The sequence below is a fragment of the Bradyrhizobium sp. 482_C4_N1_8 genome (assembly GCF_052075965.1).
Classification (GTDB): domain Bacteria; phylum Pseudomonadota; class Alphaproteobacteria; order Rhizobiales; family Xanthobacteraceae; genus Bradyrhizobium; species Bradyrhizobium barranii.
In genome coordinates this window covers 5,250,737-5,275,421 of the sequence record NZ_CP197231.1, presented here as the reverse complement: position 1 = coordinate 5,275,421, position 24,685 = coordinate 5,250,737, and the positions used below count along the sequence as shown (strand labels likewise).

Genomic DNA, 24,685 nt, shown 5'->3' with positions numbered 1-24,685 from the left:
TTCGAGCGGTTAGAGGCATCTTGCCCCAACCATCGGCGACCGGACGACCCGGAAGCCTTATGAAACCAAAAAAGCGCGGCCGGCGGCGATGTCGCCGCCGGCCGAATTCGTCTTAGCGAATGACGTAGGGCAGCAGGCCCAGGAAGCGCGCGCGCTTGATGGCGCGGGCGAGCTCACGCTGCTTCTTGGCCGACACCGCGGTGATGCGGCTCGGCACGATCTTGCCGCGCTCGGAAACGTAGCGCATCAAGAGCTTGGAGTCCTTGTAGTCGATCTTCGGAGCATTTGCGCCCGTGAACGGGCAGCTCTTGCGACGACGGAAAAACGGACGGCGTGCACCAGCTTCAGCCATTGATCTTACTCCGCATCCGGCGTTGTCGTTTCAGCTTCGTCGCGCGGACGGCGCGGACCGCGGTCACCGCGGAAGCCACCACCGTCGCGATCGCCGCCACGGAAACCACCCTCGCGGTCGCCACGGAAGCCACCGCCTTCACGATCGCCGCGGAAGCCGCCGCCACGGTCGTCACGCTCGCGGTCACGGTCAGCCTTGCGCATCATCGCCGACGGGCCTTCCTCGAGCTCCTCGACGCGGACGCTGAGATAGCGGATCACGTCTTCGCTGATGCGCTCCTGGCGCTCGATCTCGGCGATCGCCGCGGACGGCGCGTCGATGTTGAGCAGCACGAAGTGCGCCTTGCGGTTCTTGTTCATGCGGTAGGTGAGGGAGCGAACGCCCCAATTCTCGGTCTTGGTCACCTTGCCGCCGAGACCCTCGACGATGCCGGTCATCTGCGCAGTCAGCTCTTCGACCTGCTGCGTGCTCGCGTCTTGGCGCGCGAGAAAAACATGCTCATAGAGAGCCATAATGGTCCTTTCCTCATGTTGGCGCATCGCCCGGCGTCAAGCCCTTAAGAGGCCTTCGGAAAGGACTCTGGGATTAAGCTCAGAAGGCGGAAACACGGGACGACGGGCCGACTGGCCCTGCCACACCAAAATCACGAATGATTTGCTGAGACCGTCCGTTCAGCTCCCGGCCGGGTCTGCGGATGGCGCGCTTATACGGATTTTGGCCGGCTTTGCAAGGTTGGAGGCCGTGCTTTCGGCCCCGGATGGTTCCGGTGCGGGCAGCGGGACCGGTCCTCGCGGACCATACCAGCTTGATTTATTTGTTTGTATAGCATACAAATAAAGCAACGCAGAGGACCCCAATGGCGGAAAAGTCGGTCCATGAGCCGTTAGAGGCGGCTGGCGACCCCAAGCATGCTGCCCGGGCTACACGTTCGGCCGGCCGCAAGATGCGGTCGCTGCTGCTGGATGCGGCGAGCCCGCTGTTCAGGGAGCGGGGGCTGTCCGGCACGGCCATCACCGACATCGCCGCCGCCGCGGACGCGTTCCCGAGCCAGATCACCTATTACTTCCGCACCAAGGAGGCGCTGTTCGTCGAATGCGCCTGCCGCGAGCTGCTGTATCTGGCGCGGGCGACGGAGCAGGCGGCGCTGAAAGCGCGCACGCCGCGCGACTACACCCGTGCGCTGGCCGAGACCGTGACTGCGAGCGATTCGGTCGCCTTCTTCGCCGAGGCGCTGACGTTGACCCGGCGGCGCCAGGATCTTGCGCCGCTGGTCGAGCGCACCATCGAGCGCCTGCACGGTGAAGGCGCACGCGCCTATGCGAGCCAGGTCGCGCGGCACGGCTGGCGCTCCCTGCGTGCGCCCGACGAAAGCTCGCGGCGGTTCTGGGCCGTCGCCGTCGGCGTCATTCTCGAGGGATACGCGATGGGCCGGTCGCCGGATGAATTATGCGCCGAGATGCTGCGTGTGCTCGGCGAGCAGGCGAAATCAGCCAGCGACACGGCGCGCCTCCGTCTGGTCGACGAGCGCGACGCATCTGGCAATTCGAATGAGGAGGGTTAGGCCATGACTGCACTTCGCATGCGTGCCCGCGATTTCCTGACCGACGACCAGCTCGCCGACGTGCGCCAGCGCGTGACCTGGAAAGGCGTCGCGCTGATCGCCCACGCCTGGGCACTCATTGTCGCCGCGATCGCTTTGGTCGCGTGGTGGCCCAACCCGATCACCTACATTCTCGCCGTTGCCATCATCGGTTCGCGCCAGCTCGGGCTCGCGATCCTGATGCACGACGGCGCGCATGGCTGCCTGTCCGCTGACGAGAAGACCAATCTGACCCTGAGCCAATGGTTCTGCGCCTATCCTCTCTTCGCGGAGACGCGCAGCTATCGGCGCTATCACCTTCAGCATCACGCGCGCACCCAGCAGGAGGACGACCCCGATCTCGTGCTGTCGGCGCCGTTTCCGATCACCAAGCTGAGCTATCGCCGCAAGTTCATTCGCGACATCACCGGGCAGACCGGCTACCAGCAGCGCAAGGCGCAACTGCTCAATGCGCTCGGGCCGAAGGACTGGACGTTGCGGCAGCGTGCTGCGCATTTCTGGGAGAAACTCGGCCCGCAATGCCTCGCCAATGCCGCGATGTTCGCAGCGCTCGCGGCAGCCGGCGTGTGGTGGGCCTATCCGCTGCTATGGCTGGTGCCGCTGTTGACCTGGATGATGGTCATCACCCGCATCCGCAACATCGCCGAGCACGCCGTCGTGCCCGACAGTAGCGATCCCTTGCGCAACACCCGCACCACGCATGCGAATTTCCTCGAGCGGCTGTTCATCGCGCCGTACTACGTGAACTATCACCTCGAGCATCATCTCCTGTTCTACGTGCCCTGCTACAATCTGCCGAAGGTGCATCGCCTGCTGAGTGCGAGCCGGCACGCCGGCCGCATGGAGGTGCAGCCGGGCTACGCCGCGGTGCTGCGGCTCGCGACCGCGAAGCCGGACCGGGATGACCGGCCGGGGCAACTCGTGAACAGCGCGCGCCGCGCGCAGGCAGGGGCGGCGGTCGACGCCAATCAGACCAATGGTGGATTCTAGGGCCAGCGTTCCCCGTTGAATCCCGGGCGAAGTTCCTATCTTGGCTTGACATTCCGGCCCCGGACAGTGTCTACGGCCCCCTTTGTAGCATGATCCGGAACCATGGCCTAAGGCCGTGCGTCATCGGCTGCCGGTTCTCGCAGGGATCACGCCCGACAAGCAGGGAGCGCCGATGACGGCAGCATTCACATTTCCAGGGCAGGGGTCCCAGGCGGTTGGCATGGGCAAGGCCCTGGCCGACGCCTTTCCGTTGGCGCGCGCCGTGTTCGACGAGGTCGATGCCGCGCTTGGGGAGAAGCTGACGGCGATCATCTGGGATGGTCCTGCAGAAACGCTCCAGCTTACAGAGAACGCCCAGCCGGCGCTGATGGCGGTATCTGTCGCCACCCTGCGCGTGCTGGAGGCCGAAGCCGGGTTTTCCGTGGGACGGGACGCGGCCTTCGTCGCCGGCCACTCGCTCGGTGAATATTCGGCGCTGGCTGCGGCCGGCAGCCTGACGATCTCGGATACCGCGCGGTTGCTTCGCACCCGCGGTCTCGCAATGCAAAAAGCCGTTCCGGTCGGCGCCGGTGCGATGGCCGCTCTCCTAGGTCTCGACTACGAGGCCGCCATGGAGGTCGCAGGCGAGGCGGCACAGGGCCAGGTCTGCCAGGCCGCCAACGACAATGGCGGCGGGCAGGTTGTCGTCTCCGGCGACAAGGCTGCGGTCGATCGCGCCGTCGAGATTGCCAAGACCAAGGGTGCCAAGCGCGCAATGCTGCTGCCGGTGTCCGCACCGTTCCATTGCAAGTTGATGCAGCCCGCCGCCGACGCCATGGCGGAGGCGCTGGCGAAGGTCACGATCAAGGCGCCGGCGGCGCCGCTGGTGTCGAACGTGCTGGCCAGCGCCATCAGCGATCCCGACGAGATCCGTCGCCGCCTGGTCGAGCAAGTCACCGGCACGGTGCGCTGGCGCGAGTCGGTTGCCTATATGGCAGGCCAGGGCGTCAACCGCTTCTTCGAGATCGGCGCCGGCAAGGTGCTGTCTGGTCTCGTCAAGCGCATTGCGGACGGCGCCGTCGGCGTGTCGGTCGGTGGTCCCAACGACATTGCCGCTGCCAAGGATGCATTGGCCGCTGCGAAGCAGGCCTAGAGGAGTTTTTCAATGTTCGACCTGACTGGCAAAAAGGCGCTCGTCACCGGCGCGACCGGCGGCATCGGCGGCGCGATCGCGCAGGCGCTGCACGCGCAGGGTGCTACCGTTGCGATTTCCGGAACGCGCAAGGAAGTGCTGGATGAGCTTGCCGGCAAGCTCGGCGAGCGTACCCACGTGCTGCCCTGCAATCTCTCCAAGGCCGACGAGGTCGAGGCGCTGGTGCCCGCTGCGGAAGCCGCGATGGGGCAGGTCGACATTCTCGTCGCCAATGCCGGCATCACCCGCGACAATCTCTTCGTCCAGCTCCGTGACGAGGACTGGGAGGAGGTCATCAACATCAATCTGACCTCGACCTTCCGCCTGGCGCGCGCCGCGACCAAGCTGATGATGCGCAAGCGCTTCGGCCGTATCATTGCCATCACGTCGATCGTCGGCGTCACCGGCAATCCCGGGCAGGGCAACTACACGGCATCGAAGGCCGGCCTGATCGGCATGATCAAGACGCTCGGTGCCGAATACGCCAAGCGCGGCGTGACCGCGAACTGCATCGCTCCGGGCTTCATCAAGACGCCGATGACCGATGCGCTCAACGACAAGCAGCGCGAGACGATTCTGGCCAAGGTTCCGGCTGCCCGCCTGGGGACGCCGGAGGACATCGCAGCCGCCGCCGTCTACCTGAGTTCGAACGAAGCGGCCTACGTCACGGGACAAACCATCCACGTCAACGGCGGCATGGCCATGATCTGACGTCTCCTTCCGCACTGCCCACAAGGGCGGTGCGGAGTGCGGCAAACGGCCGTTTCCGGTGCGAAATGAGGCTTGTAGTCAAGGCAGTTGAAGTATGATAACCGGACGCTCAACGGATGGGCAAAGAACGCCATTGCAGGTTTTTGAAACCCTGTATATTGGCGATGCGGAGCCTTGGCCGTCTCGCCGGGCCTGCATCGGTTAAGATGGGGCCAATCAAAGTACGTAAGCGAAGGCAGTCAACGACCACGACGGCTCGTATCGTCCCGGGGGGTCGGGTCTACAGGGAACAACACGAGGTTATGCAATGAGTGACATTGGCGAGCGGGTTAAGAAGATCGTGGTCGAACACCTTGGTGTTGAACCCGAGAAGGTTGTCGACGCTGCGAGCTTCATCGACGACCTCGGCGCCGACAGTCTGGACACCGTCGAACTGGTGATGGCGTTCGAAGAAGAATTCGGTTGCGAGATTCCGGACGACGCCGCGGAAACGATTCTCACCGTCGGCGACGCCACGAAGTTTCTCGAGAAGAACGCGAAGAGCTAAGGCTCTTCATTTTCGCGGGGACAACATTGAAACCGGACGGGCCGCTGACCAGCGGTCAGCCGGTTTCTTGTTATTGGCCGTGAATCTTTCGATGCGGAGTTTTCGAATATGAGGCGGGTTGTCGTCACTGGTCTCGGCATGGTGTCGCCGCTCGGCTGCGGCGTCGAACCGACCTGGAAACGCATCCTCAACGGCGAAAGCGGCGCACGCAGGATCGAGAGCTTCGATGTCTCCGATCTTCAGACCAAATACGCCTGCACCGTCGTGCGCGGCGACGGCACGAACGATACTTTCAATCCCGATACCTGGATGGAGCCGAAGGACCAGCGCAAGGTCGACGACTTCATCATCTTCGGCATGGCCGCAGCCGGCCAGGCGCTCGATGATGCCAACTGGCATCCCGAGACCGAAGAGGACAAGTGTGCGACCGGCACCATGATCGGTTCCGGCATCGGCGGCCTCACCGGCATTGCCGAAACCGCGATCCTCCTGAAGGAGCGCGGACCGCGCCGGGTGTCGCCGTTCTTCATTCCGGGCCGCCTCATCAATCTTGCTTCCGGCTACGTCTCGATCGCGCACGGCCTGAAGGGGCCGAACCATTCGGTGGTCACGGCCTGCTCGACCGGTGCACATGCGGTGGGCGACGCCGCCCGTCTGATTGCGCTGGCCGATGCCGACGTCATGGTTGCCGGTGGCGCCGAGTCGCCGATCAGCCGGATCGGCATTGCCGGCTTCAACGCCGCGCGCGCGCTCTCGACCGGCTTCAACGAAACGCCCGAGAAGGCATCGCGTCCCTACGATAAGGACCGCGACGGCTTCGTGATGGGCGAGGGCGCCGGCGTCCTCGTCCTGGAAGAACTCGAGCACGCTCAGCGCCGCGGCGCCAAGATCTACGCCGAGGTGATCGGCTACGGTCTTTCGGGCGATGCCTATCACATCACCTCGCCGTCGCCCGATGGCGATGGCGGCTTCCGCAGCATGTCGGCAGCACTCAAGCGCGCCGGCCTCACGGCATCCGATCTCGACTACATCAACGCCCACGGCACCTCGACACCGCTCGGCGACGAGATCGAGCTCGGTGCGGTCGAGCGGCTGCTCGGCAACGCCGCTTCCAAGGTCGCGATGTCCTCGACCAAATCCTCGACCGGCCATCTCCTCGGTGCCGCCGGCGCGATCGAGGCGATCTTCGCCATTCTCGCGATTCGCGATAATGTCGTGCCGCCGACCATCAATCTGGACAATCCGTCGGTCGAGACTGCGATCGATCTCGTGCCGCACATTGCGAAGCAGCGCGAGGTCAACGTCGCGTTGTCGAATTCTTTCGGTTTTGGCGGTACCAACGCGTCGGTGATCTTCCGCCGCCTGGTTCATTAGTTTGCGTTTGAAACGAATCCACCGTTTTGCCGTATTCAGCGATAGTCATACCCCGTGGGCGCGTGCATTGGCTCGACAAGCGATTGTCTGGCCGCGATTGAACCGGCAGGATTCAGGTTGCTTCGATGAGTGAAAGGCCGCCCATTTCGCCCCGGAGTCCGCGGGCAGCGCTGGAGCCCGAGCAGGTTCCGCCGCCGCCGAGGCGATCGGACCGGGCGCGCAATCCCTTCGTGATCGTCGGCAACGCCATCATCACCCTTCTGCTGATCGCCATGCTGGGCGCCGGCGGCGTCTACTACTACGGCCGGCAATTGCTCGAGGCGCCGGGGCCGCTGAAGGAAGACAAGATCGTCAACATCCCGCAGCGGGCCGGCAAGCGCGACATCGCCGAGACGCTGAACCGGGAAGGCGTGGCCGACGTCAATCCGTGGGTGTTCATCGCCAGCGTCGCCGCGCTGAAGGCGAGCTCGGACCTCAAGCCGGGTGAATATTCGTTCCAGAAGAACGCCTCCTTGCGCGACGTCATCGCCACCATCGTCGAGGGCAAGGTGGTGCAGCATTCCGTCACGATCCCGGAAGGCCTGACCTCCGAGCAGATCGTGGCGCGCCTGTCCGACAACGACATCTTCACCGGCAGCGTCCGCGAATTGCCGCGTGAGGGCACGCTGCTGCCAGAGACCTACAAGTTCCCGCGCGGGACCCCGCGCGATCAGGTGATCCAGCGCATGCAACAGGCGCACAAGCGTGTGCTGGCCGAGATCTGGGAGCGTCGCAGCCAGGACATTCCGGTGAAGTCGCCGGAGCAACTGGTGACGCTGGCCTCGATCGTCGAGAAGGAGACCGGCAAGCCGGACGAGCGCAGCCGTGTCGCTGCCGTATTCGCCAACCGGCTGAAGCAGAAAATCAAGCTGCAGTCCGATCCGACCATCATCTATGGGCTTGTCGGCGGCAAGGGTACGCTCGGCCGACCGATCAAGCGCAGCGAGATCACGCAGCCTTCGCCCTACAACACCTATGTGATCGAGGGACTGCCGCCCGGCCCGATCTCCAACCCCGGCCGCGCCTCGCTGGAAGCCACCGCCAACCCGGCCCGCACCCGCGACTTCTATTTCGTCGCCGACGGCACCGGCGGGCATGCCTTCACCGAAACCTACGACGCGCACCAGAAGAACGTCGCCAAGCTGCGCGCGATGGAGAAGCAGATCCAGAACGACACGGTCGAGCCGGTCGAGGATGCGCAGCCGCCGGCAGCCGCCGCGCCCGGCGCTGCCGCGGATCCGCCGACCGCGACCACGCCGACGCGGCCCAATCAGCAGAAAAAGCCGCCAGCCGCTCGCCCCGCTGGTCCCGCGCCCGCCCGCCAGGGCGCGGTGCAGCCGTCGCCGCCGGTGGTCCAGCGCTAGGTTCGCGCAGACCTGCCTGCGGGACTTTGCGGATTCCACTTTCCTGCAAAATAGTCTTAAGATTCGCGTGGCCTGATGGGCCTCGCGAATCCTGAGTTTCCGGAGAAATTGACCTGATGGCGCTGTCGTCCATGACCGGCTTTGCCCGAAGCCACGGCGCTAGCGGGCCGTATACGTTCGAATGGGAATTGAAGTCGGTCAACGCCAAGGGCTTTGACCTCAGGGTGCGGTTGCCGCAGGGGTTCGACGAGCTTGAGGCCCACGCCAAGAAGCGCGCCGGCGAGCTTTTGTCGCGCGGCACCGTCTACGCCAATCTCAACGTCAAGCGCGCCAACGCCGCAGCTTCCGTCCGCGTCAACGAGGACGTGCTCAATGCCGTCCTGAAGGCGGCCGCGATGATCGCCGGCAAGGTCGATGCGGTCGCGCCGAGCGTCGACGGCCTGCTCGCCATCAAGGGCGTCGTCGAGGTCGCCGAGCCCGAGGGTGACGAGGAGGAGGACAAGGCCGCGCGTGCCGCGGCTGCGGAGGCCTTCGACAAGGCGCTCGCCGATCTCGTCGAGATGCGCAAGCGCGAGGGCACATCGCTCGGGCAGATCCTGACCCAGCGGGTCGACGAGGTCGAGGTGCTGGCGAGGAAGGCGGAAGCCGCGCCCGGCCGCAAGCCCGAGGCGATCAAGGCGAGACTCGCCGAGCAGATCGCAACCCTGCTCGACACTTCCGACCGTTTCGATTCCGACCGCCTGATGCAGGAGGCGATCCTGATCGCCACCAGGGCCGACATCCGCGAGGAGCTCGACCGCATCGCCTCCCACATCGCACAGGCGCGCGAGCTGATCGGCAAGGGCGGCCCGATCGGCCGCAAGCTCGACTTCCTGGCGCAGGAGTTTCACCGCGAGGTCAACACCTGCTGCTCGAAGTCGAACGATATCGAGCTGACCAATACGGGCCTGGCCATGAAGAACGTGGTCGAGCAATTCCGCGAACAGGTCCAGAATCTGGAGTGATCGATGACGGCGGGCGGGCACGGAACTGACGGTGTCGAGCGGCGTGGATTGATGTTCGTGCTGTCCTCGCCGTCGGGCGCGGGCAAGACGACGCTGTCGCGTCTACTGATCGACCGCATGCCCGGCCTTCGCATGTCGGTCTCCGCGACCACGCGGGCGATGCGGCCCGGCGAGGTCGACGGCCGCGACTACCTGTTCGTCGACAAGGCCAGGTTCGACGCGATGGTGAAGGGCGACGAGCTGCTGGAATGGGCGACGGTGTTCGACAACAGCTACGGCACGCCGCGTGCGCCGGTCGAGGCGGCGCTGTCGGCCGGGCAAGACGTGCTGTTCGACATCGATTGGCAGGGCACGCAGCAGCTCCGCGAGAAGGCGCGCGCGGACGTTGTCAGCGTGTTCATCTTGCCGCCCTCGGCCGCCGATCTCGAGAAGCGGCTGCATTCGCGCGCGCAGGATTCCGACGAGGTGATCCGCAAGCGCATGAGCCGCGCCAGCCACGAGATGAGCCACTGGGCCGAGTACGACTACATCGTCATCAACCACGCGGTCGACGAGGCGTTTGCCGAGGTGCAGTCGATCCTGAAGGCCGAGCGCCTCAAGCGCGAGCGGCGGACTGGCCTCGTTGGTTTCGTACGAGGTTTGCAAGGCCAGCTTCAAGGTTAGGCTTCGCGAGACGCGGTCCTTCCTGCGCCAGCCGTTCCAGCATCGCCGTGATCACGTCGACGTCGACGGCGTCCTCGATCTGCAGATCGTCATCGCGATTGGCCGACTCTTTGCCATTAATGTCGTTGGCCGCGAGCCGGGGGGCCGATGCCTCGATCTCGAACTCTCCGTTGAACATGTTGGCCTCGTCGAGCTCTGCGACCTCGTTGCTGGCTTGGGGCGCCCGCTGATCGACGGCATCGATCGCGTGATCGATCGCCTTGAGCTGCGCGGCCTTGGGCTGTGCGGCTTCGCGCTGGGCAGCTTGGGGACGCGCGGCCGCCTGGGGACGGGCGGCATCGAAATCCACCGGGCGCGGCTGCTGCGCGCGCGGCGCGGCAGTCGGCATCGCCTCGAGCCAGGGTGCGCGGCCGTCGTCGTGCGGCTCCCGATTGTCCCAATTAACGCGACGATCCTGGACGCGGACGCGTCGTCCGCCTGCGAAGCGATAGATGATGCTGGCGAGGAGGCCGGCGAGCGCCAGCGCGCCACCGATCACGAGCAGCAGCGTCTGGAGCGAGCCGGTCGCTTTATCGGTGGTGGCATCTGCCGCGGCAAGCGTGACCGGGGCAGGGGATTTTGACGGCTTCGCGCTCGGCGGCGCAGGCGAGGCGACAGGAGCGGGCGCAGCCTGCGGTGCGGGCGACGGAGCCGCGGCGGAGGCATCGGGCCAGCGCGTGGCGACCGGGGGCTGCTGCGCGTTGCTGTCAGCGGAGGGAGTGGCAGCTTGTTGCATCGGCGCCGGTTTCGCTGGTGCGGGCGCATTCGGCGTCGTCGGCGCGGTATTGCCCTGCGGCGTCAGATATTCGGCGCGTGCGTCCTGCACTGGGTGCTGCTGCGGCGGCGCTGCTGAATCTGCCGTCGGTGCATCGGGCGCAGCCTGCGCGGCCTGCACGGCCTTGGCGCTGTCCTTGCTGCCTTCGGCGCGCAAATACCAGCATTGCCGCTTGCTCCCGCGCTCCAGGCGATAGTACCAATGCTGCCCCTGCGGCGCGACGCCCTTTGGCGAGGCGAGGCAGTCGCTGGCGGCATTTGCCGAGCTCGTTGCCTCCGGCGCATTCTGCGACACGGCGGCCAGTGGTGCGCCGGCGATGATGCTGCCGACAAGCGCAGATATGAACTTCGCGGTGCGGTTGCCCATCCTGGTCTCCCGATTACGCATAACGCAACTCTTTACCTTCCCTTTGTCATCAAAGACTTGGGTGGCAATGAGCCGCAAATCCGGAGAGGATGTGGCTTGAATCGGGCCTGCGCGGCGTTCGTTCCGCCGCGAATTCAGGCGTTTTCGAGGGCTATTGCTTCGCCGAACTCCAGGTTCCGCCGCAGCCGTCGGAGCGGCGCCACGTTCCGGAACCACTGCGGCCCGAGAGCCGGCCCGTGCTGGTAAAGGTCACGCCTTGGCCCTGGCCGAACGTGCTGACCGAGCCGCCCGTGCTGACGGTTCCGCGAACGCCTTCGCCGATGATCTTGCCCGAGCTCACGACGACAGCGCCGCTCGTGCTGCCGCCGCAACCAACGCTGACGACCGCCCAGGCACCGTCGAAACCACCGCCGCCACCTCCACCGCCACCTCCGCTTCGCCGAGGCGACGAGCGTTCCTCGGTCGCCGGCTTGCTCCGGCGTGAGGGCGCGGCCGGTTCGGCCGAGCGGCCTGAAGAAGTATCCTGGCGCGAGCCGGACAGCGACTTTTCGTCGTTGCCGATCGAGCCGCCGGCGCTGCCGGACTGCGCGAAGGCGGACGACGAGGCGAGGGCGAGGTTGAGGAGGGACGCAAGGGCGATCGTACGGACGACGGCATTGGGCATGAGGAAACAATCCGAAATGAAAAAGGTATCAGCGGCCGGAGCCGTCGGCGCAGACGGATCCGATAATGCGGCAAGCTTTGCCAGCCTTGCCGCATTCGTCAAGCGCGGCATCCCTGGCGTGCTGGATGCTGTCGCGCTGGACCAGCGACCAGGACTTGTCTGATATCGCGAACGCGCCGCAGCGGTTGCCGTAGAAGGAGAGCTCGATCGGACATTTGGCGCCGGCGCAATTGCCGCGCGCATCCGCCACCGCCGCGCGCCGCGAGGCGTGGTTCCACGATATGCCCCATTTGCTGCTGTCGGGACCGTACACGATCGAGCCCCACGGCTTCAGATCCTCCATCTTGCGCATCCGCAGCAGCAGGCCTTCGGTTGCCTCGCCCGTCGGCGCCATCGAGATCCGCTGCTGGAGCTTGGTGATCGCACGGGTCAGTCCATCGGGCGTGTCAGGATCGAAATTGAGCTCGTAGAGCCGCTCGCTCAATTCGCTCAGCAGCGCGGCATCGCGCAGCGGCACGCGATCGGGATCGGCGCGCAGCCGATCCGCCGGCAGCGGATCGGGCTGCATCGCGGCGACCTGCGGCGGCGGGCTTTGCGTCGGCGGCACGAAATAGAAGGTGCCGTCGATCGGCGAGGATGACACCCAGGGCTGCTGCGCGCCTGACGTGGCGCGCTTCACGGCGAGGCCGACCTGGTTGAAGGTCTGGAACACGTCGAGGCCCGCGGTCCGGACCGTCGCCGCCAGCGCCTTGGTGTAGGGGCTGTGGCCGTCGCTGCCGTCCTGCGCGACGTTGCCGGGCTGCGTCGCGTAGGAGATCAGCGTGCCCTCCGGCGCGCGCATCTGCGCAAGGCCGCCGTCGGAGGATCGCAGGCCGCGCGAGCCAAACGGGTTGTTGCGGCAGGCGTCGAGGATCACGAGGTTGAGGCGCGTGCCCGATCCCTGCATCTGCCGCAGCACGAGGTTGACGTCGGTCATCTGGAAATCGACATCGGCCTCGCGCGTCGGATTGGCGCCGACAGGCACGAGATAGTTGGAGCCGGCGACCTGCACGCCGTGACCGGCATAATAGAACAGCGCGACGTCGGCGCCCTGGACCTGCCGGCCAAAGCTCTGCACCGCGATGTCCATTGCGCCCTTGTCGAGATCGAGCTGGGCGCGCCCGCCGACCAGCGTGAAGCCGAGTGCGGCAAGCGTCTCCGCCATCAGGCTCGCGTCCTTGGACGGATTGTCGAGCGGCGTGATGTTCTTGTAGGCGGAGTTGCCGACGACCAGCGCAATGCGCTTCTCGGCCGAGGCCGGCGCCGCCCCGGCGATAAGCAGGGCTGCGGCCAGCGCCGCCAGCCCCACGACGCGATTGAAAATCCTCGCGCGCATGAAAACCCCCAAAGCGAAAATTCTTCACGGCAATGACGCCAATCTACCAGCCCGGCGCGCCGGCGAAAAGCGGTGCGACATTCTGTGCAGGGCAATCGCATGGGAGCGTTACAGGCCGTCATGCCCGGGCTTATCCCGGGCCACGCACGCCGGAATGATGAGGGATGGATCGGTGTTTACTTCCAGACCCGCGCCAGCGTCAGCGCCAGACATCCCAGCGCAGTGCCGATCAGCCCCACCATCGCGTAGGACTGCGCGAACACGCCGGTCTGGATGAAGACCTGACAGGCGATGGCGATGCAGATTGCGGCCAGCAGCAGGCAGGCGCAGCCAACGATGATAGACAGATAGCATATCGCGGTTGCGACGGGCCCTGCGGGTGATGCGGGATCGTTCATGCAGGGTTACAACGGCGCGGCCGGCGGCGGTTACTCCGCCGCGGCGTGCACGCAAGAGCATCAGTCGCGGGCGCAGCAATCGACAAGTGCGCGCCAGATGCGCTGAACTTCGATGGTCCGCTGCAGCTCAAGGACGTGGTTCTCGCTTGCATGAGAGGACTTTTCCTCCAGTCGTGATTCACGTGGTGCGATCCAGCGCTCGGATATCGGATCGTACCACTTGCCGAGATTGACCAAGTTCGTGTCTCCTCTCTTCGTTCCCCCTGGTCCTGACTATCCCATGCGCCTGTTCGTGGTGTTCTGGGTGATGTTGCCGTGCTCGGCCTGCTCGCGAATGTTCTGCTTCTCGTCGTCGCGATGGCCCTTGGTGGTGTCGAGCGGAATTGACGGCGTGCTGCCGGAACCCTTGTGGCTCTGGTTCTCCGCGGGAACAGGCTTGACCGTTTTCGTCAGCGGCTTCGTCATGGGCTTTGACTCCGTCGTTGCCTCACGAGATGCCAACGCATGGGACATTCGCGGCGTTCCAATTGGTGGTCTGATGTGATCGGTGCGGAGGCGACGGGAAGGGCTGTCAGCGAAACCGCCGTGTCACCATTGCGAGCACGAAGACCGGCTCGCTTCCGTCAAACACGCTGAGCGTCCAGCTGTCGCCGGGGCGCAGCGCATGCTCGACGTCGCGGGAGAGGCGGACGGCTTCGCGCCAGGCGGCATCGTCGTCGAGGAGCGTTTCACCGGTCGTGTCGGTGTGAGGTTGCTGGCCCTCGAAATGAAAGAAGTAGCGCGCCATGTCGGGCAATGCGGGCCACGCGAATATGTTCCGGCTGCGCGGATCGTTCTAGCCCGCCGCGCGTCCCAGCACTTCGCGAAAGTGCTTCTTCACCGCACCGTTGCAGGTGCAGGCGCTTGTCTCGAGTGCCGGCGCATCGAGAATCAGGATGGCACCGCGGCGGGGCGCGAGGATGCGCCTGGCCTTGAAGGTCTGGATGACGCGGCTGGCATAGCTGCGGGAGACGCCGAGCATGCCGGCGAGCTGCTCATGGGTGAGGCGGATTTCGTCGCTGCCGATATGCTCTCGGGCCGCGATGATCCATTTGGCCGCGCGTTGCTCGATCGAATGCGCCGCGTTGCAGGCCGCTGTCTGGAGCAGCTGTGCGAACTGGCAGGCCGCGTAGCGCGAAAAAATCTCCTGCATGCTGGGCGATCGCTGCTGCGCCTGCTCGAGCGCGCGCAGCGGCAGGCGGACCAGCGTGCCGCCGACCTTCACGACGACGCGGGAAAAGGCCGGCGATGGGCTGCGGCCTGCGGAAAGACCGACCCCGCCCTCGCGGCCCACCAGGAGACTTTCGACCTCGCGGTCATCCTCAACCGGCACCGCGAACGACACGAACGCAGGGCCGCAGGGGAAGTGGACGACGGAGATGCCGTCGCCGGCGTGATGCAGAACGTGGTTCGCGGCGACCTCGACCGATTGCAGGTGCGGCGCGAGCAGCTCGAAATCCTGGGCGCTGAGCCTTCGCAGCAGATCGTTCCTGGGCCGGCCGGTCACTCTTCTTGTCTCTGGGCTCTTCGTTGGCCGGGAATCGGCGTCTCCAGGAAAAACCCTACGTTTCCGCGCAGGAACCGACAGTTCCAAAGTGAACACAAGTGTTTGCGGGAAACCGAAAAGTTCGCAGCAGCGAGGCGTCGCGCCGTCCGGCGTTGCCCGCAGGACACGCTGCGAACTTTGTTCTCATCCGGAGAACTACGGAATCTCCAAATGAGCCAGCGCTTGTGGGGCGCCGCGGGCTCTTATCCGAGACGGATCTGGCGTTCGGCCAGGAGGCGGCTTTGGGCCACCTGCTTGCGGTAGGCACCGATCGCGTTGTTGGCGAGCATCAACTGCCGGCGCTCACCGGTCCTGAGCTGCGCTTCGATGGCATCCAGAATGGTGTTGGCGGTCTCGTCCGGAGGCCCGAGCTCGCCGCTCTGCTCCAGGAAACTCCAGGCGATGAAGAATGCGCTTTCGACGGTGCAACGAATGGACATGCGCTGCCAACGCGGTGTGGCCGCAGCCGTTCCGCGCGGCGACGTGCCTTCAGCGCGCGGGCTGGATTCTCGCTACTTCAGCGAGGTGCTGATCGAGCCGAACTTCAACTTCAACGACGAGCCGAGATTGTTGACCACGGCGATGATCGCGAGCGCGATGCCGGCTGCGATCAGGCCGTATTCGATCGCAGTGGCTGCGATTTCATCGGCCAGGAAGCGGCGGATGGTCTGCATGGCCTCACCAGAATTCCAAAGAGAAAGCTGGCGAGGACTTTAGTTCGCGATGTGCCGGTTCCCCTATTTGGAACCGGGGCTTGGATCAATTCCGGGCTAATTCGGCGGAGGAAAAAACGGCGGCGAGACCTCATCCCGCCGCCAAGCCTGTCCAGATGTTCCGGCGCGTCAGTTCTTCAGCACGATGCGGCCGACGACCTTGCCGGCGCGCAATTCGTCGATCCATTTCTGGACGTCGCCCATCGGCTCCTCGCGCATCGGCGTCGGCTTGATCTTGCCGGCGCGGGCGAGCGCCATCAGCTCCTGGGCTTCCGCGAGCGTGCCGACCATGAAGCCTTCGACGGTCAGGCGCTTGTAGACCCATTGCACCATCGGCAGGGTGAACTGGCCGCCCATCAGGCCGGAGACGACGACCTTGCCGCCGCGCGCGGCGACCGCCACGGCAAAGGCCATCGACTTCTCATTGCCGGCGAAATCTACCACCTCGTCGAAGCCGCCCTCGGTTTCCTTCAGGATGCGCTTGATCACGTCGGGCTCGGACGGATCGTAGGCGACGGCTGCGCCGTTCTTCAGCGCGGTCTCGCGTGCGGCCGGCGAGAGATCGGCCACCGTGATCGGCTGCTTGAACATCGCCTGCGCGAACGACAGGCCCATCATGCCGACGCCACCGAGACCGATCAGCAGCAGATTGCGCTGGCGCGGGCGGTCGACCAGGCGCTTGAGCGCGCCGTAGGCGGTCACGCCGGAGCACATCAGGGTCGCGGCCTGGTTGACGGGCAGGGGATCGTAGTCGAGCAGGTACTTTGCGTCGGGCACCAGCACGTGGGTGGCGAAGCCGCCGTCGATGGAGACGCCGAGGAAGCGCTGTTTCGCGCAAAGGTTCTCGTCGCCATTGGCGCAGTCGCGGCACTGGCCGCAGCCGATCCACGGGAACACCGCCTTCTTGGCTCCGACAAGGTTCGCCGGCACGTCCGAGCCGACTTCGTCGACCACGCCCGCGATCTCGTGGCCGAGCGTGAAGGGCAGCGTCATGCCGCGCGTGGTGTCGAGCTTCTTGCCGCCGCCGAGATCGGCATAGCCGTCCTGGATGTGCAGGTCGGAATGGCAGAGGCCGCAGCGCTCGATGCGCACCAGCACTTCGGCGCCTTTCGGCTTCGGCGTGTCGACGATGGTCTCGCACAACGGCGCATCGAACTTGACCAGGGACTGCCGACGCATCAACGCCATATTCCTTCCTCCGAAATTCCTGTTATCCAGCTTGCTTTCGTATATCCGCCAATTCACGCGCCATGGCAACAAAGCCTGATATCGGGATGGTCTCGGCACGCCGCGTCGCATCGACACCTGCGGCCGCGGCAAGGCGAGCGGGATCCGCTTGAAGCGATTTCAGGCTTTGTCGCAGCATTTTTCGGCGCTGCCCGAAAGCGGCGGCTGCGACCTGTTCGAGCAGCTTGCGATCGCAAGGCAGGGGCTCTGCGCGCGGCACCAGCCGCACGACGGAGGAGGTGACCTTCGGCGGCGGCACGAAGGCCGACGGCGAAATGTCGAACAGGATCTTCGTCTCGCAGCGCCAGTTGGCGAGCACGCCGAGGCGGCCATAGGCCTCCTCGTCCTCGCGCGCCACGATCCGTTCACCGACCTCGCGCTGGAACATCAGGACCATCATGTCGTACCAGGGCGGCCAGGGGTCGGTCGTGAGCCAGCCGATCAGGAGCTGGGTCGCGATGTTGTAAGGCAGGTTCGCGACGATCTTGGTTCTTTCGCCATTGAGCAGCGGACGCGGGTCGAAGGTCATGGCATCGCCATGCACGATCTCGAGCCTATCAGGGTAGCGCGCGGAAATATCCTGCAAGGCAGGGATCGCGCGCTCGTCATGCTCGATGGCGATGACGCGTTTGGCGCCGAGCGCGAGCAACGCGCGCGTCAACCCGCCCGGGCCGGGACCGATCTCGACGATGGTGGAGTCCTCGAGCGGCGCGGCGGCACGCGCGATGCGCGCGGTGAGATTGAGGTCGAGCAGGAAGTTCTGCCCCAGCGATTTGCGTGCCGACAGTGCGTGCTGGCGAATGATCTCGCGAAGCGGCGGGAGGTCGTCGATCGCGCTCATCAGCTTTGCGCAGCCGCCATGCGGCTTGCGAGCTTGAGCGCGGCGATCAGGCTTGCCGGATTGGCCTTGGCCGTGCCGGCAATGTCGAACGCGGTGCCGTGATCGGGCGAGGTGCGGATGAAGGGCAGGCCGAGGGTGACATTGACCGCGTCGTCGAAGGCGACCGTCTTGATCGGGATCAGCGCCTGGTCGTGGTACATGCAGACGGCGCAGTCATAGGTGCTGCGTGCGGCCTCGTGGAACATGGTGTCGGCAGGGAGCGGTCCCTTCGCCTCGATGCCGTCGCTACGCAACGCTTTGAGCGCTGGTGCAATCACGGTCTGCTCCTCGTGGCCGAGCGAGCCGTCCTCTCCGGCATGCGGGTTGAGGCCGGAGATCGCGATGCGCGGCCCTTCGATGCCGAAGCGGGATTTCAGCTCGGTCGCGACGATGCGCACGGTCGAGACAATGAGCTCGCTGGTGAGCTGGGCCAGCGCATCGCGCAAGGAGACGTGGATGGTCACGGGCACCACGGCGAGCCGCGGCGACCACAGCATCATCACCGGCTGCGGCACGCGGCCGTTCTTTGCGGCGAGCTCGGCGAGGTATTCGGTGTGGCCGGGATGGCGGAAGCCTGAGCGGTAGAGCACGCTCTTGGCGATCGGGTTGGTGACGACGGCGCCGGCGCGGCCTTCACGGACGTCGGCGACCGCCTGCCGGATCGAAGCGAGCGCGGCCGGCGCGCTCGCTTCATCGGGCTTGCCGGGCTCGGCTGTCGCACTCTCACCCGTTGCGACCACGGGCAGGGCCTCGGTGAAGACGGCTGCGGCCTCGCCGGCGCTTACCGAGGCAATCCGGATATCGGCGCCGAGGGCCTTGGCGCGGCGAGCGACGAAGGCCTCGTCGCCGAGCAGATAGAAGGCGGGCAGGTTCAGTTCGCGGCGTCTGAGCCAGGCTGCGATCGTGATGTCGGGGCCGATGCCGGCGGGCTCTCCCAGGGTCAGGGCGAGGGGCTTCGAAGGCTTGATGGAAGGTTCTAAGGCGAAGTTGGCCATCAGCGGTTGCGATATTCGATCATCGCCGCTTTCCGGAGATCATCGAGATAGGCCTTCTGGGTCTTCTCGTATTTCTCCGAATACATCTTCTCGCGGACCTCGCGCTTTTTCGGCGTGTCGATCATGGTCGGCTTGCGCGAGCACAGCACGACCATCTCGATGCCCGCCTTGGTGACCTCCGGCGCGGTCAGGTGGCCGATCTGGGTGTCGTCGAGCACCTTGCGAAGCGCCTCGGGCAGTTCCGCGGTGGTCTTGGTGACGGTGTCGCGGATGGTGGCGTTCGGCGTTGAGCGGAACAGCGAATTGGCTTCCTCGCAGCTTCCGACACGCGAGCGATAGGTCTCGGCTTCCTTCTGCCGCGTCTCCAGGAACGCCGGGGACGAGCCGCGCGGCACGATCAGCACGATCGGCTGCATTTTGTACTCGGTGCCCTCGATCTGGAGCTTGTCGCCGGTCTGGGCCTGCACGGCCTGCGCGACGTCGCGCTCGCCGACCATCAGCTTCTCCTTGAAGCGGCCGCGTACGAGGCTGGTCCAGACCATCTCGGCCTTCATGCGGCCCTTCAGCGTCTCGGGGCGGACGCCCTTGACCTCGAGCGACTTGGTGAGCTGATCCGGCGTGATGCGCATGCGCTGCGCCATGCCCTCGTAGGACTGGTTGATGTCGGAGATGCCGGGGTCGACGCCGTATTTCTTGCCTTCCTTGAGCTTCACCTTGTCGTCGATCAGCTCGTTGATGACGTCCTGGCGGCTCGGGGTCTTCTGCGTGGTCAGCTGGTCGAGCTTGGAGCGCTGCTCGATGTCGAAATCGGTGATCGGGTCGCCGTTGACCATCACGACGATGTTCTGCGCGCGCGACGGCGCGGGCAGGCCGGTGAGGATCAGCCCGGCACCGATGGCGAGGAGGAGGCGAAAAACAGGCAATTGGGTCGTCATGATTATCGCTCGCATGTCAGCCGGGATGAGCTCGCTCTCGGGAGAGCCCGGCCGTCATTTCAGACGGTTCATTGGTAGCCGGCGGACGAGCTGGACCCCGTCGAGGTCGCCAGCGTGCGCAGGCCGATCTGGAACATGAACGCGTGGTTCAGCACGGGCGGCGCCGTGCCCGCAGAGTAACTATACGAAGTTACATAGTTCACGCCGAGCACGAAGCAATCGTCGACATAGCCCGCTCCGAGCACATACTGGTTGATCTTGTTGGCCTCGAGGTCCCAGCGCGCCGAGCCGGTCACCACCCAATTGGCCGCGACCTTGATCGAGCCCGAGGTCAGGATGCCCTCGCGCCGCGTCAGATAGCCGAGCTCCGGCTGCTCGGCGTAATTGCCGTACATCATGCTGACCGACCAGCGATTGAAGTTGGCGCGGCCTTCCGCCTCGAAGCGCTGCACGTTCCAGGTCTGCTCGTCCATGCGGGAGCGGACGCTGAACGTGTAGGTGCTGTTGGGCGAGTAGCTGGCGCTCGCCACGTAATCCGAGCGCGGCTTGTCGAGGCCGGAATCAAGGCCCGTGTTGATGGTGTCCTGGACCGTGTAGGAGTTCAGGCCGAACAGCTGGTAGGACTGGCCGAACAGCACCTTGACGGCGCCGCCCTTGTCGAACTGCGTGGTGGACTGCACGCCGACATTGGCGCGGCCGCCGCCCTCGACGCGGTCGTAACCGGAGAACTTGTCGACGCTGAACAGGTTCGAGGTGTCGAACACCATACTCTGGGCGTCCTCGTTCGGGAACTTGCCGGCATAGGGCTCGTTCGGCCGGATGATGACCTGCGCGATCGGCTCGATGGTGGTCGAGCCCCAGGGCTGAACGTTGATGAAGGGATAGCGGTATTCGAGGCCGACGGTCGGCATCAGGCGGAACGCCTGGGTGTCGCCGACCGGCAGGTAGTTCGACACGCCCGGCTGGTTGGAGATCGAGGCGTTGATCGCGTCGGCGCGGAGGCTGGCGAACGGTGTCCAGATCTCGCCGAACGGGTCGGTGTAGGACTTGCGCCACTGCGCTTCCGCCGTGAGGCGGGTGTAGGTGCCGGGGACGCCGCGCAGCAAGCACTGCGACGGCGTGCGCGCGAGCGGATCGGCCGACGTCGTCGTGCACAGGCTGGCGGTATTGGCGAGCGTGGTGATCGGATCGAACACCGCCGTGTCACGCGACAGGTTGGTGAAGTTGGTCTTGTAGCTGAACTCGCCGCCGAACACCGGATAGTTGAGCACGTTCGAATAGTCGATCACGGGATAGACGATCGGCACCTGGCTCTGGTTGCCCGAGTAGCTCAGCCAGTACATCGTGCGCGCATCGAAGAAGCTGCGATTGCCGACGCCGGTCAGATAGAGCTGCGACAATGCGTCAGTCGGCAGATACAGGAACGAGCCCAGCGGATCGCGGTATTGCGACAGGCGGTAGTCCGAGAAGAAGTAGTAGTCGGACATGACGACGCCGTCCCAGCCCCAGACCCACTTGTCGTTCAGCGCGAACTGACCCTTGGTGTCGACGGCGCCGCGGAACTGGCGGTCGCCGGGCTGGCCGGCGAGTGCGCCGGGGTCGAGTTGGTCGATGCCGTAGACTCGGATCTGGTAGGCGCCGTCCATCAGGCGCTGGCGGTACTCGGCCTGGAACAGCACGCCCTGCCTGGAGGTGATGCGCGGGCTGAAGGTCATGTCCATATCGGGCGCGATCGCCCAGTAGAACGGAACTTCGACGCCGTAGCCGAACGGCGTGTTCGACGTGAAGCCCGGCATCAGGAAGCCGGTCTTGCGCTTCACGGTCGGGTCGGGCGTCGAGAAATAGGGCATGTAGGCGATCGGCACGCCGAAGAATTCGAGCTGTGCCGTCTCGAAATACAGCATCTTCTCCTGCTGGTCGTGGATGATGCGCGCACCCTTGACCTGCCACAGCGGCGGCTTCTTCGGATCGTCCTTACACGGCGCGCAGGCCGTGTAGACGCCGTTCTCGAACACCGTGTAGTTGCCGCTGGAGCGGTCGGCGCGGCTCGCCGCCATGCGGGTCTGGTCGGCGGTGTCCACGCGCAGCGAATCGACGAAACCGTCGCGGTAGTCGTCGGAGAGATCCAGGATCTCGGCATAGGTGATCTTGCCGTCGGCATCCGTCATGCGGACGTTGCCTTCGGCATGCAGCCGCTTGGTCTTCTGGTCGTAGATGACCTTGTCGGCCTCGACGCTCGTGCCGTTGTAGAACAGCTGGACGTTACCGACCGCGGAGACGCGCGAATTGTTGTAGTCGTAGTCGACCTCGGTCGCCTGAACCAGCATCTGGTTGTCGTTGGCGACCTTCGGCGGCTTCGCACGCGGCGGCAGCGGATTGTAGGTGAAGCTCTGAGCGGAGGCCGGCGTCACGGCCGCAACGTCCATCAGCCCGCCGAGCGACGCCACGGCGGCGACGGCCAGCAGGAGCCTGCGAATGGACAAGCCGTATCCGTTCGCGCGCACCACAGTACGCTGCGTCAAACAAGACACGAGCCCTCGATGGACGGCAGTCACTAACCGTCCTCCTGATACAACAAGGCCAAAAAGCCGGTGAGGCCGCCCACCACCGCGGGCAACCACGCCGCAGCGATCGGATGCATCAACTCAGCCTTGCTCAAGTCTTCAGTCACTTTCGACAAAACGTAGAGCAGAAAGCCTGCGCCCACGCCACTCAAAACCATCTTCTGCACGCCGCCCATCCGGAAGAAACGCAACGACACGGAAGCCGCCAGCATCACCATGGCGGCCAGCAAAAACGGCTGTGCCAGGAGCTTGTGATACTGGAGTCGATAGCCGGCTGTCGCGAAGCCCGAGCTCTCCGAGGAGCGGATGTAGCTCGGTAGTTGCCAAAAGGACACAGTCTCGGGTGTGGAAAAGCTGTTGCGGATCTGGGCTTCGGTCAGCGTCGTCGGAATCTCCAACGTCGCCTGGTCGATCGGCGGCGAATCCAGCGAGAAGCGGCGCACCGATTTGAACAGCCAGTGACCGGACTCCAGCGCCGCCTCGCGCGCCTCGATCCGCTCCTTGAAATGCCAGTCCGTATCGAATCGGAACAGGGTCAGGCCGGTCAACCGGACGCCCTGCTGCTCGCTGCGCGCCGCGTTGATGATGACCTGGCCGTCATTGGTGACCTGGTTGAGCCAGAAGCCGGAGGCGTCCTGGATGCCGCCGCCGGGGGCCGAGCCGAACAGCTCGGCTTCCATGCGCTTGGACAGCTCGCGCAGGTTCGCCGACATCGGATTGTAGGCGACGGTGGCGATCACCCCGATCAGGAGCGCGCTGCCGAGAGCCGGCGAGATGAATTGCCACGCGGAGATTCCGGCGGCGCGCGCGACCACGAGCTCGAGCCGGCGGGAGAGGGCGAGATAGCAGGTCATGGCGCCGATCAGCATGCAGAACGGCGTCAGCTTCTCCAGCAATTGCGGGACCCGGAACAGCGAGGTCTCGGCCACCATGATCGCGGAGGCGGATGCGAGCCCTGAGGTCTTGCGCACCATCTCGATGTAGTCGACCAGCACCAGCAGCAGGAAGATGCCCGCGAACACGCCGAGCGCCGCGACGACGAAGCGTCCGGCGAAATAGCGCCCGAGGGTGTTGGTGAGCATGCTCATGCGGCGGCCGGCCGCCCGAACAGCCGCGCGATGCGCGCGTTCGACCTGTTGATGGCCTCCATGAGGCGGGGCGGCGGCTCGACCACGATGCCGCCGATGATCAACCACAGCCCGACACCGATGGCGCCCAGGACCATCGCGTATTGGAACAGCACTGGGCCAGGCGACTTCACCGCCATCACCGAGCAGGCGAATCCCGCCATGCGCAGGCCGAACACGGCGATCACGGAGCCGCCGATCGAGAAGTTGCGGCTTTGGCGCGTGGTGCGCGGCGCGCCGAGGAAGGCGAAGGTCAGCACGGCAAAGGCGAAGGGATAGATCGGCGCCAGCAGGCTGTCGTGCAGAGCCGAGCGGAACTGGCCGGGAATCTGCTTGTAGACCGGATCGTCCTCGGACGGGGAGAACAGCTCCCAGAGATAGCGCTCGCGGATGCCGAGGGTGACGTCGTGACCTTGGCCCGAGAATTTCGACATGTCGAAGCCGTAGCGGCCGAACGCCACCAGCGCGGGATCGCGCTTGCCGGCCTCGAAGCGCTGGAGATTGCCGTCCTTGAGCACCAGGAACGAGCCGTTGTCGTTCTTCACGACCTCGCCATGCTCGGCGACGATCGAGACGCGCTCGTTAGGATCACGGCGATCGTCGATGAAGATCCCGGCGAGGATGCCGCCGGGCTGGCGTTCGCGGATCCGGATCGTGAGGTTCTTGTCGAGTTGGGCGAAGCGGCCGGGCTGGAGGATGTTGGTGAGCACGTCGGCGGTGATCTCGGCGTCCCACTGCTTGATCCGCCGCATGCCGTCGGGGGCGAGATAGGCCGCGATGAAGGCGACCAGCAGCGCCACGACACAGGTGGCGTAGAAGAACGGATAGAACAGCCGGAACGGCGAGAAGCCGGCGGCATTCATCACGATGATCTCCGAATCGGTCGCGAGCTTGTTCAGCGTGTGCGAGATCGCGATCATCAGCGCGATCGGCGAGATGATCAGGACCAGTGCCGGCACGACGAGGCTGGTGATGCCGAGGAAGGTCAGGATGGTCTGACCCTGGCTCGTCATCAGGTCGATGCCGCGCAACGCCTGCGTAATCCAGATCACGCCGGTGAGGCTGACCAGGACCAGCGCAAACGACGCCAGCGTCGTGCGGAAGATATACCTATCGATTGACCCCATGCGCTACCGCACGAATCCCCACCAGCGCCCCAATGCAGGCCGGAAGTTCGGCTGCCCAACCAATCCCCGATCAGGAGATCCCCAAGGTCGGCCAACCACC

The 24,685-nt window shown here is 65.2% G+C and carries 28 protein-coding genes; 9 read left to right on the top strand and 19 right to left on the bottom strand.

The annotated features are described in order from the left end of the window. Positions 1-112: 112 nt before the first annotated feature. Together rpsR and rpsF are read right to left on the bottom strand one after the other, a co-directional pair. Positions 113-352 carry a 30S ribosomal protein S18 gene (gene rpsR, locus AB7Z56_RS25520; protein ID WP_007592020.1) on the bottom strand — a complete coding sequence of 80 codons (240 nt, stop codon included), beginning with the start codon at positions 350-352 and terminating at the stop codon, positions 113-115. Between the two features lie 5 nt (positions 353-357). Continuing rightward, positions 358-864: a 30S ribosomal protein S6 gene (gene rpsF / locus AB7Z56_RS25515; RefSeq protein WP_014495806.1), complete on the bottom strand. Its 507-nt coding sequence runs from the start codon at positions 862-864 to the stop codon at positions 358-360. Positions 865-1,208: 344 nt separating this feature from the next. Between rpsF and AB7Z56_RS25510 the strand changes: the two genes are divergently transcribed. From AB7Z56_RS25510 to gmk, 9 genes are all read left to right on the top strand, one after another. After that, positions 1,209-1,913 (top strand): TetR/AcrR family transcriptional regulator C-terminal domain-containing protein, encoded by a 705-nt coding sequence (locus AB7Z56_RS25510; protein ID WP_354131194.1) that lies wholly within the window; start codon positions 1,209-1,211, stop codon positions 1,911-1,913. A gap of 3 nt (positions 1,914-1,916) precedes the next feature. Then, positions 1,917-2,942, top strand: coding sequence for a fatty acid desaturase family protein (locus AB7Z56_RS25505; protein ID WP_354131195.1), 1,026 nt, complete (start codon positions 1,917-1,919; stop codon positions 2,940-2,942). A gap of 172 nt (positions 2,943-3,114) precedes the next feature. Next, positions 3,115-4,074, top strand: coding sequence for an ACP S-malonyltransferase (fabD, locus tag AB7Z56_RS25500; protein WP_354131196.1), 960 nt, complete (start codon positions 3,115-3,117; stop codon positions 4,072-4,074). A gap of 12 nt (positions 4,075-4,086) precedes the next feature. Then, positions 4,087-4,824, top strand: coding sequence for a 3-oxoacyl-[acyl-carrier-protein] reductase (gene fabG / locus AB7Z56_RS25495; RefSeq protein WP_028147729.1), 738 nt, complete (start codon positions 4,087-4,089; stop codon positions 4,822-4,824). A gap of 307 nt (positions 4,825-5,131) precedes the next feature. Then, positions 5,132-5,371 (top strand): acyl carrier protein, encoded by a 240-nt coding sequence (locus AB7Z56_RS25490; protein WP_008130699.1) that lies wholly within the window; start codon positions 5,132-5,134, stop codon positions 5,369-5,371. A 108-nt stretch (positions 5,372-5,479) separates the two neighbouring features. After that, a complete protein-coding gene (fabF, locus tag AB7Z56_RS25485) occupies positions 5,480-6,745 on the top strand; it encodes a beta-ketoacyl-ACP synthase II (RefSeq protein ID WP_354131197.1) in 1,266 nt (421 codons plus the stop codon). 125 nt (positions 6,746-6,870) lie between these two features. Then, a complete protein-coding gene (mltG, locus tag AB7Z56_RS25480) occupies positions 6,871-8,148 on the top strand; it encodes an endolytic transglycosylase MltG (RefSeq protein WP_354131198.1) in 1,278 nt (425 codons plus the stop codon). Between the two features lie 116 nt (positions 8,149-8,264). Then, a complete protein-coding gene (locus tag AB7Z56_RS25475; RefSeq protein ID WP_063983695.1) occupies positions 8,265-9,152 on the top strand; it encodes a YicC/YloC family endoribonuclease in 888 nt (295 codons plus the stop codon). 3 nt (positions 9,153-9,155) lie between these two features. Then, the gene (gene gmk, locus AB7Z56_RS25470; protein WP_071914659.1) at positions 9,156-9,815 is read left to right on the top strand and encodes a guanylate kinase; all 660 of its coding nucleotides are present in this window, start codon (positions 9,156-9,158) and stop codon (positions 9,813-9,815) included. Here the strand turns inward: gmk and AB7Z56_RS25465 are convergent. From AB7Z56_RS25465 to lptF, 17 genes are all read right to left on the bottom strand, one after another. Further along, complete coding sequence (locus AB7Z56_RS25465; protein ID WP_354131200.1) at positions 9,748-10,995, bottom strand: hypothetical protein; 1,248 nt, start codon at positions 10,993-10,995, stop codon at positions 9,748-9,750. The genes gmk and AB7Z56_RS25465 overlap by 68 nt on opposite strands. Before the next feature lie 151 nt (positions 10,996-11,146). Next, the gene (locus AB7Z56_RS25460) at positions 11,147-11,659 is read right to left on the bottom strand and encodes a hypothetical protein (RefSeq protein WP_063983692.1); all 513 of its coding nucleotides are present in this window, start codon (positions 11,657-11,659) and stop codon (positions 11,147-11,149) included. A gap of 28 nt (positions 11,660-11,687) precedes the next feature. Beyond that, positions 11,688-13,034: a caspase family protein gene (locus AB7Z56_RS25455; RefSeq protein ID WP_247311389.1), complete on the bottom strand. Its 1,347-nt coding sequence runs from the start codon at positions 13,032-13,034 to the stop codon at positions 11,688-11,690. Positions 13,035-13,210: 176 nt separating this feature from the next. After that, the gene (locus tag AB7Z56_RS25450; RefSeq protein ID WP_354131201.1) at positions 13,211-13,432 is read right to left on the bottom strand and encodes a hypothetical protein; all 222 of its coding nucleotides are present in this window, start codon (positions 13,430-13,432) and stop codon (positions 13,211-13,213) included. 60 nt (positions 13,433-13,492) lie between these two features. Continuing rightward, on the bottom strand, positions 13,493-13,669 hold the full coding sequence (locus tag AB7Z56_RS25445; RefSeq protein ID WP_354131202.1) for a hypothetical protein: 177 nt from the start codon (positions 13,667-13,669) through the stop codon (positions 13,493-13,495). A gap of 36 nt (positions 13,670-13,705) precedes the next feature. Next, entirely contained in the window at positions 13,706-13,897 is a 192-nt protein-coding gene (locus AB7Z56_RS25440) for a hypothetical protein (protein WP_354131203.1), read from the bottom strand. Between the two features lie 106 nt (positions 13,898-14,003). Beyond that, a complete protein-coding gene (locus tag AB7Z56_RS25435) occupies positions 14,004-14,219 on the bottom strand; it encodes a DUF6894 family protein (RefSeq protein WP_063983687.1) in 216 nt (71 codons plus the stop codon). 48 nt (positions 14,220-14,267) lie between these two features. Then, positions 14,268-14,978: a Crp/Fnr family transcriptional regulator gene (locus AB7Z56_RS25430; RefSeq protein WP_354131204.1), complete on the bottom strand. Its 711-nt coding sequence runs from the start codon at positions 14,976-14,978 to the stop codon at positions 14,268-14,270. Between the two features lie 242 nt (positions 14,979-15,220). Continuing rightward, positions 15,221-15,457: a hypothetical protein gene (locus AB7Z56_RS25425; RefSeq protein ID WP_354131205.1), complete on the bottom strand. Its 237-nt coding sequence runs from the start codon at positions 15,455-15,457 to the stop codon at positions 15,221-15,223. A 72-nt stretch (positions 15,458-15,529) separates the two neighbouring features. Beyond that, complete coding sequence (locus AB7Z56_RS25420) at positions 15,530-15,691, bottom strand: Flp family type IVb pilin (protein WP_354131206.1); 162 nt, start codon at positions 15,689-15,691, stop codon at positions 15,530-15,532. Positions 15,692-15,859: 168 nt separating this feature from the next. Beyond that, positions 15,860-16,918 carry an alcohol dehydrogenase gene (locus AB7Z56_RS25415; RefSeq protein ID WP_063983685.1) on the bottom strand — a complete coding sequence of 353 codons (1,059 nt, stop codon included), beginning with the start codon at positions 16,916-16,918 and terminating at the stop codon, positions 15,860-15,862. Between the two features lie 22 nt (positions 16,919-16,940). Next, positions 16,941-17,798 carry a 16S rRNA (adenine(1518)-N(6)/adenine(1519)-N(6))-dimethyltransferase RsmA gene (gene rsmA, locus AB7Z56_RS25410; RefSeq protein WP_063983684.1) on the bottom strand — a complete coding sequence of 286 codons (858 nt, stop codon included), beginning with the start codon at positions 17,796-17,798 and terminating at the stop codon, positions 16,941-16,943. Then, a complete protein-coding gene (gene pdxA / locus AB7Z56_RS25405; RefSeq protein WP_441256465.1) occupies positions 17,798-18,832 on the bottom strand; it encodes a 4-hydroxythreonine-4-phosphate dehydrogenase PdxA in 1,035 nt (344 codons plus the stop codon). The genes rsmA and pdxA overlap by 1 nt, the downstream gene beginning before the upstream one ends. Further along, positions 18,832-19,767: a SurA N-terminal domain-containing protein gene (locus AB7Z56_RS25400; RefSeq protein ID WP_208086436.1), complete on the bottom strand. Its 936-nt coding sequence runs from the start codon at positions 19,765-19,767 to the stop codon at positions 18,832-18,834. The genes pdxA and AB7Z56_RS25400 overlap by 1 nt, the downstream gene beginning before the upstream one ends. Before the next feature lie 68 nt (positions 19,768-19,835). Then, positions 19,836-22,322 carry an LPS-assembly protein LptD gene (locus AB7Z56_RS25395; RefSeq protein WP_063983681.1) on the bottom strand — a complete coding sequence of 829 codons (2,487 nt, stop codon included), beginning with the start codon at positions 22,320-22,322 and terminating at the stop codon, positions 19,836-19,838. Continuing rightward, positions 22,322-23,419 (bottom strand): LPS export ABC transporter permease LptG, encoded by a 1,098-nt coding sequence (lptG, locus tag AB7Z56_RS25390; protein WP_063983680.1) that lies wholly within the window; start codon positions 23,417-23,419, stop codon positions 22,322-22,324. The genes AB7Z56_RS25395 and lptG overlap by 1 nt, the downstream gene beginning before the upstream one ends. Then, positions 23,416-24,585: an LPS export ABC transporter permease LptF gene (lptF, locus tag AB7Z56_RS25385; protein ID WP_063983679.1), complete on the bottom strand. Its 1,170-nt coding sequence runs from the start codon at positions 24,583-24,585 to the stop codon at positions 23,416-23,418. Before lptF ends, lptG begins: the two co-directional genes overlap by 4 nt. Positions 24,586-24,685 lie beyond the last annotated feature (100 nt).